The organism is Halorussus litoreus, assembly GCF_003382685.1.
GTDB classification, from domain to species: Archaea; Halobacteriota; Halobacteria; order Halobacteriales; family Haladaptataceae; genus Halorussus; species Halorussus litoreus.
Window position 1 is genome coordinate 85,312 of record NZ_QLVG01000001.1, and the last position, 14,517, is coordinate 99,828.

General features: G+C 57.9%; 9 protein-coding genes and 1 pseudogene. 5 read left to right on the top strand and 5 right to left on the bottom strand.

Annotation, left to right across the window (positions count from 1 at the left end):
• Nucleotides 1–10 precede the first annotated feature (10 nt).
• Entirely contained in the window at nucleotides 11–1,300 is a 1,290-nt protein-coding gene (aglM, locus tag DPQ64_RS09270; RefSeq protein ID WP_115864073.1) for a UDP-glucose 6-dehydrogenase AglM, read from the top strand.
• A 33-nt stretch (nucleotides 1,301–1,333) separates the two neighbouring features.
• On the opposite strand, the gene DPQ64_RS09275 is transcribed toward aglM, so the two are convergent.
• Complete coding sequence (locus DPQ64_RS09275; RefSeq protein ID WP_115864074.1) at nucleotides 1,334–4,369, bottom strand: LamG-like jellyroll fold domain-containing protein; 3,036 nt, start codon at nucleotides 4,367–4,369, stop codon at nucleotides 1,334–1,336.
• A gap of 865 nt (nucleotides 4,370–5,234) precedes the next feature.
• On the opposite strand from DPQ64_RS09275, the gene DPQ64_RS18745 reads away from it, so the two are divergent.
• Both DPQ64_RS18745 and DPQ64_RS09285 read left to right on the top strand, forming a co-directional pair.
• Nucleotides 5,235–7,094 (top strand): hypothetical protein, encoded by a 1,860-nt coding sequence (locus DPQ64_RS18745; protein ID WP_157971652.1) that lies wholly within the window; start codon nucleotides 5,235–5,237, stop codon nucleotides 7,092–7,094.
• A gap of 139 nt (nucleotides 7,095–7,233) precedes the next feature.
• Complete coding sequence (locus tag DPQ64_RS09285; RefSeq protein ID WP_115864076.1) at nucleotides 7,234–8,481, top strand: pectate lyase family protein; 1,248 nt, start codon at nucleotides 7,234–7,236, stop codon at nucleotides 8,479–8,481.
• A gap of 999 nt (nucleotides 8,482–9,480) precedes the next feature.
• Here the strand turns inward: DPQ64_RS09285 and DPQ64_RS09290 are convergent.
• Nucleotides 9,481–10,053 carry a hypothetical protein gene (locus DPQ64_RS09290; protein ID WP_115864077.1) on the bottom strand — a complete coding sequence of 191 codons (573 nt, stop codon included), beginning with the start codon at nucleotides 10,051–10,053 and terminating at the stop codon, nucleotides 9,481–9,483.
• An 840-nt stretch (nucleotides 10,054–10,893) separates the two neighbouring features.
• On the opposite strand from DPQ64_RS09290, the gene DPQ64_RS09295 reads away from it, so the two are divergent.
• Nucleotides 10,894–11,175 carry a hypothetical protein gene (locus tag DPQ64_RS09295; protein ID WP_232820531.1) on the top strand — a complete coding sequence of 94 codons (282 nt, stop codon included), beginning with the start codon at nucleotides 10,894–10,896 and terminating at the stop codon, nucleotides 11,173–11,175.
• A 103-nt stretch (nucleotides 11,176–11,278) separates the two neighbouring features.
• Here DPQ64_RS09295 and DPQ64_RS09300 read toward each other — a convergent pair whose 3' ends face one another.
• The 3 genes from DPQ64_RS09300 to DPQ64_RS09310 form a co-directional block, all read right to left on the bottom strand.
• A complete protein-coding gene (locus DPQ64_RS09300; protein WP_115864079.1) occupies nucleotides 11,279–11,983 on the bottom strand; it encodes a hypothetical protein in 705 nt (234 codons plus the stop codon).
• Nucleotides 11,980–12,237: a hypothetical protein gene (locus DPQ64_RS09305; protein ID WP_115864080.1), complete on the bottom strand. Its 258-nt coding sequence runs from the start codon at nucleotides 12,235–12,237 to the stop codon at nucleotides 11,980–11,982. The genes DPQ64_RS09300 and DPQ64_RS09305 overlap by 4 nt, the downstream gene beginning before the upstream one ends.
• A gap of 227 nt (nucleotides 12,238–12,464) precedes the next feature.
• The gene (locus tag DPQ64_RS09310) at nucleotides 12,465–13,691 is read right to left on the bottom strand and encodes a Cdc6/Cdc18 family protein (RefSeq protein ID WP_115864081.1); all 1,227 of its coding nucleotides are present in this window, start codon (nucleotides 13,689–13,691) and stop codon (nucleotides 12,465–12,467) included.
• A 472-nt stretch (nucleotides 13,692–14,163) separates the two neighbouring features.
• Here DPQ64_RS09310 and DPQ64_RS09315 point away from each other — a divergent pair.
• Nucleotides 14,164–14,510, top strand: a pseudogene (locus tag DPQ64_RS09315) (DUF7342 family protein); the annotation flags it as partial.
• Nucleotides 14,511–14,517 lie beyond the last annotated feature (7 nt).

Here is a 14,517-nt window from a genome sequence, read left to right on the forward strand (position 1 = left end):
ATACCGAGTGATGAATATCAGCATCGTCGGTAGCGGATACGTCGGCACCACCGTCGCCGCCTGCTTTGCGGACTACGGCCACGAGGTGACGAACGTGGATATCGACGAGGATATCGTCACCGCCATCAACGAGGGCGAGACGCCGATCCACGAACCGGGGCTCGACGACCTCGTCGCCGAGTACGGGGGCGACCGACTACGCGCGACGGCCGACTATGCTACAATTCAGGACACCGACGTCACGTTTCTCGCGCTCCCAACGCCCCCACAAGAGGACGGCAGTATCGACCTCGACATCTTCAAATCCGGTGTCCGGTCGCTGGGAGAGGCGCTCGCGAGTAAGGACGACTCGCATCTCGTCGTCGTGAAGTCTACCGTCGTTCCGGGCACTACTGAGGACACCGTTGCGCCACTGCTGGCCGACATCTCCGGCAAGACGCTCGACGACGACCTCCACGTCGCGATGAATCCGGAATTTCTCCGGGAAGGAAGCGCCGTCGCGGACTTCCGGAATCCCGACAAGATAGTGTTCGGTGCGTGCACCGATCTGGCCCGCGAACGTCTGCGTGACGTGTTCGATCCGCTTCTCACCGACTCGGAGGCCGCACTCGTCGAGACCGGAATCCGGGAGGCAGAGATGATCAAGTACGCCAACAACGCCTTCCTCGCTTCGAAGGTCAGTCTGGTCAACGAACTCGGGAACATCTGCAAGGAGTACGGCGTCGACGCCTACGAGGTTGCGGACGCCGTCGGGCTCGACGACCGCATCTCCGAACGCTTCCTTCGTTCGGGCGTCGGCTGGGGCGGTAGCTGTTTCCCGAAAGACGTGGCCGCGCTCATCGCCGCCGCCCGCGACGCGGAGTACGAGCCGGCCCTGCTGGAGGCTGCGGTCGAAGTCAACGACCGCCAGCCCGAGCGCATGCTCGATCTGCTCGAGACCCATCTCGACCCTACTGGAAAGCGCGTGGCGGTCCTCGGGCTCGCGTTCAAATCCGGCACCGACGACGTTCGAAACTCGCGGGCCATCCCAGTCATCGAAGGCCTTCGAGAGCGCGGCGCGGACGTCGTGGCTTACGATCCGGTCGCAACCGAGAACATGCGCGAGCGGTTTCCTGATATCGAGTACGCCGACTCTACACGTGATGCTCTAGACGACGCCAGTGCCGCACTCGTCGTCACCGACTGGGACGAGTTCGCAGCGCTCGATAGGGAGTTTGACCGTATGGCGACGCCGATTGTCGTGGACGGTCGCCGAATCGTCGAACCTCACGAAGGCATCACCTACGAAGGGCTGACGTAGTAGGAGTCGGGACACTCTCGAAAGACGATCGACTCAATCTGCCGTCTCGTTTTCGTCCCCGCTAGAGTAGAGGTTTGCGACCTCGTCGGCCGACAGCGAACGCTCGTAAATCCGGAGGTCGTCGATTGCCCCGGGGAAACCGCGGCCGACCATAAGCGGATCGTCGTTGCCGACGTCCCCGCTCCACTGCGCCCGGTCCACTACGGTACCGTCCAAGTACAGCGTGACGGTCGACCCGTTCCACGTCAGCGCCGCGTGGTGCCACTCCCCGTCGTCGACTCGCGGTCCGCGAACCGTCGCCGCGCCCGGACCGTCGCCGAGCCCACCGAGCAACGTGCCGCGCGACATGGATATCTGGTACCCCATCGTGTTCTCGAACGCCGTCGGCTCGCCCTTGAGTGCGATTCGCGGGTACTTCACGTCGTTCTCGTAGTCGACGCCCTCCTCGGTCCGGAACCACGTCGACAGCGTCACGTTCCCGTTACCGTCGATGCTGGGCGAGGCGTCCGCACGCAGTCTGTCGCTCTCGTCGAGTGCAATCGCACTCCCGTTGTGGCCCTCGACCCACTCGCCACTGCTGGCGTTCATGTGGTTCCCGGATCGGATGTCGTAGGCTGTGCCGTCACCGGGATTCTCGAACGGCCAGTACGCGCCCGAGTCGCCGAGCAGGTTCACTCGCTCGCCCGACGAAACGTCGTCCTCGGACACTTCGACGGTTCGATCGCCGATCTCGTAGCTACCCGGGTGGGGAACGGTGAGCTCGTAGACACCGAACTCGTTGGTCGAGACGGTTCGCTCGTAGGTGAACGATCCGCCCTCGATATCGACTTCGGTGCTCGTCGTCAGGTTCGAATTTGGCTGGACCTTCCCAGTTATCGTCGCACCGGGAACGAGCGTGAATACCTTCACCGATTCGTCGTCGCTGGCGTACACAGCTCGGTAGTGTGCCGCACCGTCGGCACCGTTTGAGCCGCTACTTCCGTACCGCTGGTGGAGCCTCGCGTAGTTCGTCTCGGGCGAGACTCGACCGTTCGTCTCGACGTTCTTCGTGACGACGAAGTTGCCACGGTCGCGGAGTTCCTCGTACCACCGTGCGGAGTCAGTCCCACCGAGGAACCGCTCGTAGTTGTCCTCCGCGTAGGTGTACGACCGCGACTCCCCGTTCACGAAGTAGTTGTACATCCGGTTGCGGCCCCACTGACTGAACACGTAGTCCTCAGGGTACTCCCAGCTCTGATCCTCCGCGTAGCCGTCCATCCACGTCGCCGCCTCGAATCGCTGATCGTCGATCTTCACCTGTTCGTGGCGGACCGCGGTCTGGACCCCGCCAGCGCTGGCGACGAACAGAAAGAGTATCGCGAGCGCAGTGAACGTACTCCGACTCGGTAACTCAAACGGCGGGGACTCGTCGGCACTCGACCGCTCGGCGGTCTCCAACCACCCGCTTGTGTTCGGATTTACGACGTTCCGGTCGAACACCGGCGGTCGCGTCACGTCGAGTTTCGCTGCAAGTGCGACGAATCCCCAGCCAGCGGCGATAGCCATAAACGGGGCGAGTTCGCCGACGAACCGGCGCTGGAGCGTCGCGAGCGCGACGAAGTACCAGCCGTAGGTGACCACGACCAGCCACGCGGGATGGTCGTGGCGGTAGGCCCGCCTGCTCGCCAGTACCAGCACCGGAACCCCGAGAATCCACACAAGTCCGAGTTCGAGTATCGGGCCAAGCAAGATGCCGCTCGGGCCCCCGGCGAAGATGGAGTTGTTCTCGGCGACCCCGGTCCGGAACAGCAGAAAGTCGAGTCGACCGCTCAGCACGCTCGCGTACGACGGTAGAAATGCGAAAATCACTGCGAGTCCGCCGAGCGCGCCAGCAACCTCTGCCGTGCCGAAGACGAACGCTGGGAGGTTCGCCCGCCTGAACGCCTCGCCGAGGACGCCCACGCCAGCGACGCCGACGAACAGCAGTACCGACGAGTACGCGACGACATCGGTCTGCCAGCCGAACCCGGTGTGGGCAAGGTGCGAGAGCAGCGAGGCGAGCGCCAGTCCCGCGAGAATCGGCGCAGTGAACGTCAGCGGCGAGCGGTCGGCCCTGACTTCGGCGACCGCCCGAACCGCGACGTAGACGCTGAGGGCTCCGATCAGGAGCGGTCCGGCCTCCCACGCCAGCACCTGTCCGGCGACCGCAACGCCGAGGACGCCGCTCGCGAGCCACGGTCGCGGCGTCGAGAGGGCTTCGGGGTCGACTCTCGATAGCGAGACGAGCGCGACGGCAGTCAGCGCGAGCCACGGGTAGTCGAACGCGTGGTGGTCGGCGAAACCGAGCCCCGTCCGGTACGCGAACGCCGGGACGACCGCCAGCAGGAGGACCGCCGCGAGGCCGACGCGTGGGTCGCCCGTGAGCAGTTTGGCGAGCAGATAGACGAGTACGCCCACCACGAGCGCCGAGACGACGGGGTAGAACGCCAGCACGACGCCCGAGGCGTCGGCACCGCCGAGGAAGCTCGTCGCCCACCAGAGCGTCCCGACGAGAAGGGGTTCGCCGTGGGCCATGTTCTGTGAGACGGTCGAGAGCGCGCTCAAGTCGAACGAGCCCGTAGATTCGGCGGCGAGTTGTTCGACCCAGTAGCGATAGAGGTAGGGGTCGTTCGAGGGGAGGACGACGTGTTCGCCGCGGAAGACGCTCGGGAAGATGTAGGTGCGCACGAGGACCAGAAACGCAAACGCGCCAGCGAGCGCGCCTGCCTCCGCGCGGGACACCGATGGTAACGACAGCGAGAATCCCGGTCCGGAGGGAAGCGTCGGTTCGCTGTCTGCCTCGGCCTCGACCGCCGCGTCGCCGTCGAGACTGGATCGGACGGCAGCTGGGTCGGCGATCTCGTATTCACCACTGTCCTTTGCGACGATGTCCCGGGAGACGAGTTCGCCGAAGGCTCCGGAGTCGACGGGCACCTCGTCGAAGGTCCACCCGTCGGCGTCGGCATCGACTGCGAGGACCTCGCGGAGGTCGGATTCCAGATGGGGTTTCTCCGCGAGGAGGTCGTCGGTCGCCTCGCGTACGTCGGTCATGGTGGTCGAATAACGTGAAGGGCGCATAAACCCTACGACACCCGGTGGATATGGAGGGACTTGTACACCCCCATTATTGAAGTTTTTAGTTCAAATAACGGTGTTCTCGGCATAATGCTCCAGTTAGTCAATCTAACCAGAAACCTCATCAACGACGATTACTTTTATCACTGTTCGGAATATTGTTTCGTTCAGATATTGTTATATATAACCAGTCCACCACATATAATCATTATATCTCTTACCTCTGGAACCTCACTATTCGTCAATAACGACGACGCCAACAACATCCACCCGTCAATCAATAATCTAGTAGTAGAATGGAGAACAAAACGACCTCGATAACCTACTCCGTTTTCAACCGCCCGACTAAGCTGACAATACCTTTAAAGTCGAGATTCTAGATATTCTATCGAGGACCCATGAATACGAACGGGCGATAGTCACAACTGAAAATAGGAGTAGTAACTTCGATGGCACGAGAATACTTATTCTCGTTGAAACGGAAACCCGAACAGCGCGAACGGGAGTGTCAAAATCCAAGATATGACCGGTGTGACTACCAGAGGAAACCGGATTTGGAGATTGGCGGATACAGCGTTGAATTCGAACGGGAACGACTACCTGACAGGAAGCGTCGCCGGCCCGAGGAATGGCTTCCGTAACTATATTGATGACCCCCGTCATTTTGGGCAGTAGCAATCGATGGCACACAAGTGCTCGCGTAAAATCCAACAAACAATGTGATGTACGCAAAGACGCGGGGCCCATTCGTGATTCACAATTCATTTGAGTCGCTTAACTGTTACAAGGTCGACATTAGTAACAATTCTATCTAGTAGTAAAGTAAGGAAATAACCAAGGAATGACCAATAAGGAGCCCAGCGAATCAAAAACTTCGAACGGGATGAATCGTCGAGATATTCTCAAAGTGGGTAGCGGGTTGAGTATTGGCACACTTCTTCTGAGTAGCGATAACGGCAAGATCGCGACTATCGATGAGAGAGATGCGGACATTGGGGGTGACGGAGCGATTTTAGACATTCGAGAATACGATGCGGATCCAACAGGTAGAGTGGAATCCGATAGTGCTTTTGAGGCCGCAATCGCTGACGCAGATGAAGGGGATACAATTCTATTTCAGGACGGAGAGTTTTTGATCGAGGACGACACACATGTGATTAACAAATCACTTACGATAAAGGGGGTAAATGCGACCCTTCTCCGGTCTACCCATGGGTGGGAGATGACACCACAAGGGTGGGGGAAGGCAGCAATCGCGTTTCGTGGGGGCGGACCGACTGGAGAAAAAACACAACTATCTGATAATGTATCGCGTGGCGATAGTTCAATCCCGGTAAGTAACATAAATTTGTTCCAAGTTGGTGATCGAGTGCAAGTCCGAGAAGGTAGTCAGCCGGGGGAGCTTGGTCAAGGTGTTCCCGCTTTCAAATTCCAATTAGGAAAAATCGAAAAGGTTGACACGGAAAAAAGTAAAATTTGGTTAACAGATAATCTCGGTTATGATATTAGTGCCGCAAATGGAGAAGTTGAAATCATCAAGCTTATTCAGAATCCGTCAATCGAAGGGCTAAAAGCCGACTCAGGGGCCGGGACAGCAGACTGGTTTCTGATGGAATGGGTAGAAGATGGGACCTATCGGAATATCACTACTTGGGGCGGATCACGGTTCATCCAAAGATTCAATAATAGTTGGGGCGTTCAGAACATCCGCCCGAAAGCAAGCCACGCCGATAGTGAGGGGCCCGGGGAAGGAGAGATGATATACTTCGGCCGGTGTAACGACGTTTTTGTAAGTTCGCCACACGTCGAAGATTGCCGTCGAGGTGTGGACTTAACGAAAGGAACTCATGGGGTCACCGTCTTCAATCCCCACGTCTATAATTTTAAGAGTACGGGGATCAGTCAGCACAACGACCTCGGGAATGACATCACGATTATCGGCGGTCATCTCACTGCCAATCCAACGAACACCATCGCAGGTGATGGTATTGAACATCGCGGAGGGAAAATGGTCATTACTGGAACTACTATCGTGCCTCGACGAGCGGGAGTTAACGTCAAGGGGGTCGCCGAGAACCTCCATATTGATGGCGTGACGGTAGAACCGCATAAAGGGCTGGGTGATAGAGGGGATGTCCTTCGATTGAATACAAATGTGGACGCAAACGTTGAGCTTGCGGTTCAAGACCCAGGGAATGACCTTGCGTACTCGGCATCCTTTCGGGGCCACTCGCACAACAACGTCACCTTGAATCTCCACGGTGATGTGCCTCCAGTTCGGATGCAGTCCGCAAACTACAGAAACATCAACCTTAAGGGGTCGTTCTTCCATCCACACGACCGGCATGGGTTGTATGGAACACCAGGGGCAGGCGATCTATGGAAGTCGATTAGTATAGCATACGACCACAGTGGAGGTGGTCACGGGGTACTGATTTCTCCTCAAGAGGGTGGGATGGTTCGTAACCTCAATATTAAGGGTGTTTCATTAACCACGAATGACATGAGTGTCGAGATTCGTGATGGCCTCGATAGCCTAAGAAACGTCTGCATTACGGATTGTTACCTTAATGCAAGAGAGGGCAATGAAATTAACATCCAGGAAGAGGACCTCAACAGAGCCTGGATTAAGAATAATCGAGCACCGTCGATTTCAGTTCATCCGGACGCGACGAACGTAATAATAGAAGGCAACCAGTAAGTTCGGTATGCACTCTACACCACACTACCATCATTTATCCTACATTTTTAACTCGTTGTCTCTGAGTAAGATTGTGGATTATTTCGTGATTCTACGGTGTGGCGGAATTGATTTATAGCAGTCTTCCGACGCTCGACGTATGGGATTTACGCGGCGCGCAATTCTCGCTGTCGCCGGATTGGCGGGACTCTCAGGTTGTACCGAACCTAAAACGAATCCCTCAGAAGGTCAACAAACGAAAAAGCCCGACAATATTGATCGGACCTCACAACAGTCTAACAAAAGAGGCGAGCTAACCCGCCCAGTGAACAACGAATGGGTCCGTACAAGTGAGCAATCCACTGTCATCTCGCCTCACGCAAACATTAAAGCCTACGGCGCAGTCGGCGATGGCTCTGTCGACGATACCCAAACTTTCCGCGACGCCCGCGATGCGGTTGACGTTGGTGACACTATTTTCGTTCCGGACGGTGACTTCCTAATTTCCGAATCTTTCGAACTACAGGGGCGATCGCTCAAAGGTGTTGGCCGACACACCAGTACTATTATTGCAGATAGAGGTGGGGTTTGGAAAACAGGTGGCCCATCGAACGCGACTGCCGTCATTTATACGCGAGAGGACTGCGACATGTCGATAACGGCTCTTGGCGTTGACGGACAGGGTGAAGACGCCGCTGGAATCGCAGCGTTCGGCGGGGATAACATCGAATTTACCAATAACTTCGTCAGAGATACTTCGGACTCAGGGATTCAGTTGTATGGGAACGACTTGACGGATACATCGTGTATTCGGGATGCCACGGTCACAGATAATCTTGTAAAATCCTGCGAATGGAATTATGTGATGGACGGGCATGTTCTTAACTCTGCCATCCAAAACAATCGGTCAAGGGATGCTGGCACGGCACATGTCTCTATCGATAATGATGAATCTGCAGAAACGCAAGAAATCCGAGCGTGCATCGTATCCGGAAATACCTGTTGGGGGCATACTACAATTAACAATAGTCCGAGCGGAGCAATCCGGAGTATCGGGTCTGGGAACACAATTGTTCATATAAATGATAACTACATCTATGATTGGCCTGAAACCGCAATCCTGCTTGCGAACACGACCGGCCGGGTGTCTGAAAATACGCTCCAAGGTAACGAGTCTTCTCCGCAATCTATCGGGGTTCTACTTGATAGGACGAAAGATGGACTCCTTATCACCGGGAACTCAATCTGCGAAGCGGACGTTGGAATTAAGAGTCAAAATAGACCCGATTGGCCGCGGATCATGGATAACGTCCTCAAAAACGTAACAACAGAGTTTAATATTACTATGCAATCAGACTGGGTAATAGAGCGGAACTATACGAATGACGGAACTGATGTAAGTCCCTGAATCGTTAGGTCCACATACGTGCTTTCTTCTAATCGAATAATTTCGCCTGTTAGTGACTATGAGATGCTTTTGGTCACACCCATATGAGTTTAAATGAAGGAGGCAGCAAGTACTGTCGATCACCCATCGAGTTCACGCTCCGTGAACTCATCGAGCACGACCACCCTAGCGACAGAGACAGCACCGACCTCCCTCGGCTATCGTGATTCCGTACTCGTCCTCCTATTCAGAGCCCCTACGGTGGCCAGAGCCTCCACCCAAGGAATCGTGTGATGACGAGCACGGCGAAGAGGTACACTGACACTAGAATACCGAGGTGATACAGCTTCGAGTAAACTGGGAGCCCGGAATCGTGACTGTGTATGCTCATATTGTCGAGGACGTAGTCCGTTGGATGCTTCCACCAATTGGCTGGCTCGTGTCGTGCCGTAGGACGTCAGGTGATAAGTCGACCGTGCGCGTGACCGTCCCGCTATTCACGCGGACGCTGTCGAGCACCGATAGAACCATCATGGCCACTCGTGTGGATAGGGGCCCATTCCGGCGGTCGAGTAACCAAGCTTCGACCGTGACCGTGTCCTTGTTCTGCGAACGCCCTATAGTCTAAATACTAATATATAGCCTGCATGACTAGTGGGAGGATGTAACGCGACTTCACCAAATCAACCGAGGACGATTCATTCTACTATCGGCCTATTAGAAATCCGAGCTAGCGGTGGTGACGCGTTATCTGGCCATTAACCGGGATTGCCAATACGGTACCCCTGATTCTGAGTTGATACCCTTCCTTCGAGCAGTGGGTCTTGCTGTGAACTTGTTCACCACACTCGATTGAGTGAATGAACGACTATCATCTCATGTTCATCTCGCAGATGTAAGAGATGAGCTGACCCACTGCGTAGTAGCCGACCCGTGAGAGGGCCTCCGCATTCGAGACCACCGATGCGATTGGCCGGTGTCCATCTCGCGAGTGTCCGCGCAGATACGGTTCTGCGTTCTTTACCGGGACGTTCTTGTGGTGAACTGGTTCACACTCCCGCTTTCAGTGCGAACTTGCTCACAATCGACGAGCAGGGCCTTCTGTTTCCGTTTGGTCCCGTTCCCGGTCTGAACACGTGTGGGGTCGCGCACGCTCACCCCCTTGATCTCCGTTGCCATCGCTTCGATCAAGTCGTAGGCGTAGCGTCGCGATACACCGGCACAGCCCCGTACTTCATTCGGCGTCACCGAAACCTTCGACTCCCCGTTTCGTTTGTTCTGGGCGAACGCCAGGATCGCCGCGAACTTCTCCTCTTTCGAGGTCGGCTCCTGGCCGATGGTACCGAGCTGCGCGAGCCGCTGTTCCACCTTGTCGAGTCGTTCGCTTTGCTCCTCAAACTGTAAATTGAACGCGCGCCCGGCGTCGGGAAGGTCGCCGACGGTGTCGATGTCAATGCCTGATATCTGACGGATAGTTCCTTTCAACACCGGCACATCCCGGTTCACCACCGTCGACAGGTCTTCCCGGAGCGTCGCCACGTCACGCCCGAGTGCGGCAAGTCGAGCCTCGAGTTCCGAGGTGTCTCCCGTCATGGATCGTGTCCCTCCGCTGGCGGGCTGAACGCAACCAGTTCGACCTCGAGAAGACACAGCCGATGACTCCGATCGTGTGGCCGCGAGACTACGCCAAGCCACGCCTGCACGACGACCTCGCTGGTTCCGACGGTCGGTGTGGGAATCTCATCAGGAGCACACGCCTGACAGTAGCACCGCGCCAAATACCACTCCTGCTCGTCGGCTGGCTGGTACGCGTACACAGAAGTGGCCTGGCCTTCGGTAATCGACTCGCCACAACAGGTACAGACCGCCGTAAGATCCGGCAGTCCGACCTGAACACCAGCCAGCACTTGCGCTGGCGTACTCTGGATGACTGGCTGGTCCCGTCCCGTTCCCGCATGTCCACACTCGGTAGACGGGTCGTCCATTAGGCCTCCCCTCCAGCAAGTGGTCCGATATACCGGCGTCGTCGGGCACCGCATTCAGGACACGGTTCTGACCCATCCGTATAGTACGTCTCGCCGCACGCAGTACATTCATGATGGAGTTCTTCGTCATGCACATCATCTTGGTTGGGGGTGTTCGAGTCGTGAATTATGTCACGCCGGATGGCCCGCTTACACTCAGTGCAATAGCGACCCTTGCATCGGCCGCCGCAGTGCTGACAACTCATCGGTCGATACTCCGTAAACCGTACCCTTCAAGTCCGGTTGGCTCGAATTCATTTATGCTTCACTCCAGGTGAAGCGCGAAGTCGGGCGCTGCAACGCCTGACTGCGTTTTCAGCAGTCTCGCGCTTCCTTCGCTAGTTCATGCTCCACCGCCAAAAAGATAGCGTTGTAAGCTTACATTGAGGGCCCACAATATCATTTTACAATGGGGGCTGATGTAGTAACCCTTCTTACGGAGGCAATCAAACCAGCAGATATGCTCGAAACGGATGATCTACGTGATGTCGACAAGGAGATACTGGAATACATGGTAGAAGGTCGAGTCACACCCGTTTACTGTAAGAAACGACTCGAAGAATCAGGTCAAAAATACTCCCGGGGATATGTTCAAGAACGACTCTCAAGATTCGTCGAACATGAACATGCAGAGAATTTGCTCGAAACGGGGTTATATGAGCTTGTTAATGATCCACGCGAATATGAGTGAGGCTGTTCAGGAGTATGAGGAATAGGGGTCTCTATGCCATCTAGAATCTTTTTTCATCCGCTTACGGATCGATGGTAAGCCCATCTGTTGTTTGCTACCTTGACTATCCCGTAATCTCCGCGATACCCTCGCGCCACATCGCCTGCAGCCCCTCGAACCGCAGCTCCGCCAGTTCGTCGGGCGCCACTCCCGACTCCCCACTGTCTGCAGTCTCGGCCGACCCCGCGTCGTCCTCGTCACCGGTGCCATCGGACTCGTCGGACAGCCAGTCCTCCGCGAACTCCACCGCCAGCGAGTCGTCGAGGGTGTCCTCGACGGCATCCAGCACCAGTGCACCCTCGTCGTGGCGGCCAATCCACGTCTCGAGGTCGACGCCCAACACCGCCTCGGCAAACTGCTGATACGCATGCCACTGCATATACAGGTCGGCGAACAACCCGTTGACGTGGTCGGCACGCTCGGCGGCCCGGTCACGGGCTGCGTCGGAGAGCCCCTCATCGCGGGAGATCCCCACGATGGTCGTGAACCGCTGTTGTTGTTTCACGAGTTCGTAGTGGAGCAGCGTCGTGTGGAGGTCGTAGAGCGCGTGCCGCCCCAACAGCAGTGCCAACCGTCCGCGCTCGGTGAACGCCCGGTCCGTGGCTCGATAGTGATACCGTGGACAGGTGCCGACGAGCCGTTCGACCCACCGATCGTTGCCCGCCGCCTGGGCTTCGAGGACGAGTTGGAGCCGCTCGTCGGGGGACAGGTCGCCGAGGACCTCCTTGCTCACCTCGTCGATCTCGTTCTCGAGGCGGCGCTTGGTCATCGGTCACCCACCTCCTGGGCGGCCTTGACCAGGTCGAGGTCGGCCTCCATCTCGTCGATGTCCTCGTCCTTCATGAGTTTGCGATACTGCCCGCTCAGATAGCCGAGCGCCCGCGTCCACCGAATCAACATCCGCTCGTCGTCCGAGTTCTCGATCTCGTAGTCGTCGATCCGGTCATCGAGGCTCCGGATCTGGTCGGCGAGAATCGAGAGGACCTGTTCGCGCTCGGTCTGGGCGGCCGGGTCGTCACGCATCGACCCTCACCTCGGCGTCGTCGCGGGGACCCACCTGACCTGGCAGCCAGTGTCGATCACCCGTGTGCGTCGAAAGCTGTCGTCTCATAGCTCGTGTGGCCACCCGTCCGTTTCGTAGTGTCGCGCTCGCCGACGCCGACTGTGGGTGGCCGCACGCGGGTGTATGGCCCGGAAACGGCATAAGTCCCCGCAAAGCGTGGTGAAAGTGAACGCCGCCCCGACGCTAGTCACTCGGCCGCGTCCGCACCGTCATGGTCGAACTGCTCGACGAACGCCGACTGGGCGTCGCGGACCCACTGGGGTTCGAACGTGGTCCGGACCTGTTTCACGCGGCCCTCACGTCCCCGGGAGTCGATCCACGTCTCGACCAGCCCCCTGGTCTCGAGGTCCGTCAGAATCTCGCGGATCGCCCGCTCCCCGAGGCGCTGTTCCTCGGGGAACTCCTCGCTCTGGACGAAGTCGGCAATCTTCGCGGTCGTCACCGGTTGGGTCACCGCGCCGGTCTGGCGGTTGGTCCAGCCCGTAATCCCCGAGAGAACGTGGAAGTGGTTGAACGGCAGTTGGGTGAGCTTCTCGACGGTGGCCGCCTTGTCGGTCGCGCTGAGGTTGTCGTCGAGACACGCGCGTGTGACCGCTTCGCGTCCCCGCTCGGTCGCGGTCTCGCCCGCGTGACGGAACAGCGTCAGTGTCTTGCGCGCGTCGCCCCATCGGTCCGCGGCCTGGCGGACCCCGTACGCTCGCACTTCAGCCGGCAGTGCCCCGTCCCGGAACGCCTGGTCGAGTCGCGGGCCCACGACCGCCGCCAACCCGTCGGCATCGTACGGCGGGAAGAACACCTCCTCGCCGCTCATTGCGCTCTGGACCCGGCTATCGAGCCGGAGGTCCACCTCGAGCAACTCATTGCTCACGAGGAACAACGAGAGGTTGAGCCCGCGCGCCAGCCGTCCCTCGCCGCGCAACAAGCGGTAGAAGAAGTCGTTGGGGTCATAATGGGAGTCGTGTTGGATGTGGTCGATCTCGTCGAGGATCAACACCGTCCACCGCGGGTACGTCTCGAGTGCGTCCCAGATTGCGCTGAACACGCCGTCAAGCCCCTCGTAGGCCTGCTTCTGCTCGCCTGTCAACCCCACCAGGATTTCGTTGGCGGCACTGAACAGCGTTCGACACTCCTTGAGGTTCACGTACTCCGCCCCGAACTCAGTCGTCCGGTCCGCGAACTCCTGGCAGACCCGGCGCGTGGTCAGGGTCTTCCCGGTTCCGGGTGGCCCGTAGATCGAGACCGACGTCGGGAGGTAGCCGTCCTGGATGCCGTTCAGCAGTCGGGCGAGCTGTTCTTCCTGGGCCTCGCGCGCGACCACCTCGGGCGAGTCAGCCAACGGGTCGAGCGCGCCTTTGTCGGCGAACACGCTGTCGTCGGGGGCCGTCGCGTCGAACAGATCGTCGTACTTGGTCATGGGTGGTTTCGATACAGCTCCAGCGGAATCACGAGTATGTATATCTGGACCCTGCGTATTGGGTTTGACGGTCCGAGCCACTGACTTAAGTGACGATAGTTAGTCGATAACGTATCAGTCAGCGACGACTGTCAACGTCGATTTTCTCCACTACTCATCACGAGTAGCACAGTCCGGCGTACCGGACACGGCTATCGATGAGCAACCAAGGTATGACAAGACTGGCACCGATGAGATTCGCGAGGAGGTCAAGGTTACTATAGTAGCGTAGCGGAAGCATTCCTTGTCCCAGTTCAATTGCCAGTCCCATTCAGATTGACGACATTGTACGGTCTAGTTAATCGAGTGCCCCGCATCCTTCGAACGTGAAAAACTCACCGCAGCTACACTGTCCTGTTCCTTGGCTAGCTCGGGCGCTCAGTAAGCGGCGTGGTACGCGTGATGTCACTTGAGTGTCCCTTTACCGTCAGGCGGCGAGACGACGCGCTACCAGCCGGACTACACGCGACTGCTCTTCGAGGAAATCCGCACGCTCATCAAGAAGAACATGCGCGAGGAGTTGCGGAACGAATTGGTCGCGATCACCGAGGAGATCGAGGGGCAGGCCACCTACGACGTCGAGACGTGGGAGGAGTTCGAACAGTCCCTCGCCGACGGCAACCTCGCAAGTGCGGAGCTCCGCGAACGGCGCGACATCATCGCGTTCTGGCGCGAAAACGAGGAGGATCGCCGCCTCATCAAGCACACACTGGAACTCTACTCGGATTCGAAGCCGCCCGCGACCAGATGGCCCACGTGGCTAACCGCGCTATGCGCTAATGTCGCC

Excerpts from the sequence above, each read along its gene's own strand:
- aglM (WP_115864073.1), top strand. The coding sequence starts at position 11 with ATGAATATCAGCATCGTCGGTAGCGGATACGTCGGCACCACCGTCGCC.
- DPQ64_RS09275 (WP_115864074.1), bottom strand. The coding sequence starts at position 4,369 with ATGACCGACGTACGCGAGGCGACCGACGACCTCCTCGCGGAGAAACCC.
- DPQ64_RS18745 (WP_157971652.1), top strand. The coding sequence starts at position 5,235 with ATGACCAATAAGGAGCCCAGCGAATCAAAAACTTCGAACGGGATGAAT.
- DPQ64_RS09285 (WP_115864076.1), top strand. The coding sequence starts at position 7,234 with ATGGGATTTACGCGGCGCGCAATTCTCGCTGTCGCCGGATTGGCGGGA.
- DPQ64_RS09290 (WP_115864077.1), bottom strand. The coding sequence starts at position 10,053 with ATGACGGGAGACACCTCGGAACTCGAGGCTCGACTTGCCGCACTCGGG.
- DPQ64_RS09295 (WP_232820531.1), top strand. The coding sequence starts at position 10,894 with ATGGGGGCTGATGTAGTAACCCTTCTTACGGAGGCAATCAAACCAGCA.
- DPQ64_RS09300 (WP_115864079.1), bottom strand. The coding sequence starts at position 11,983 with ATGACCAAGCGCCGCCTCGAGAACGAGATCGACGAGGTGAGCAAGGAG.
- DPQ64_RS09305 (WP_115864080.1), bottom strand. The coding sequence starts at position 12,237 with ATGCGTGACGACCCGGCCGCCCAGACCGAGCGCGAACAGGTCCTCTCG.
- DPQ64_RS09310 (WP_115864081.1), bottom strand. The coding sequence starts at position 13,691 with ATGACCAAGTACGACGATCTGTTCGACGCGACGGCCCCCGACGACAGC.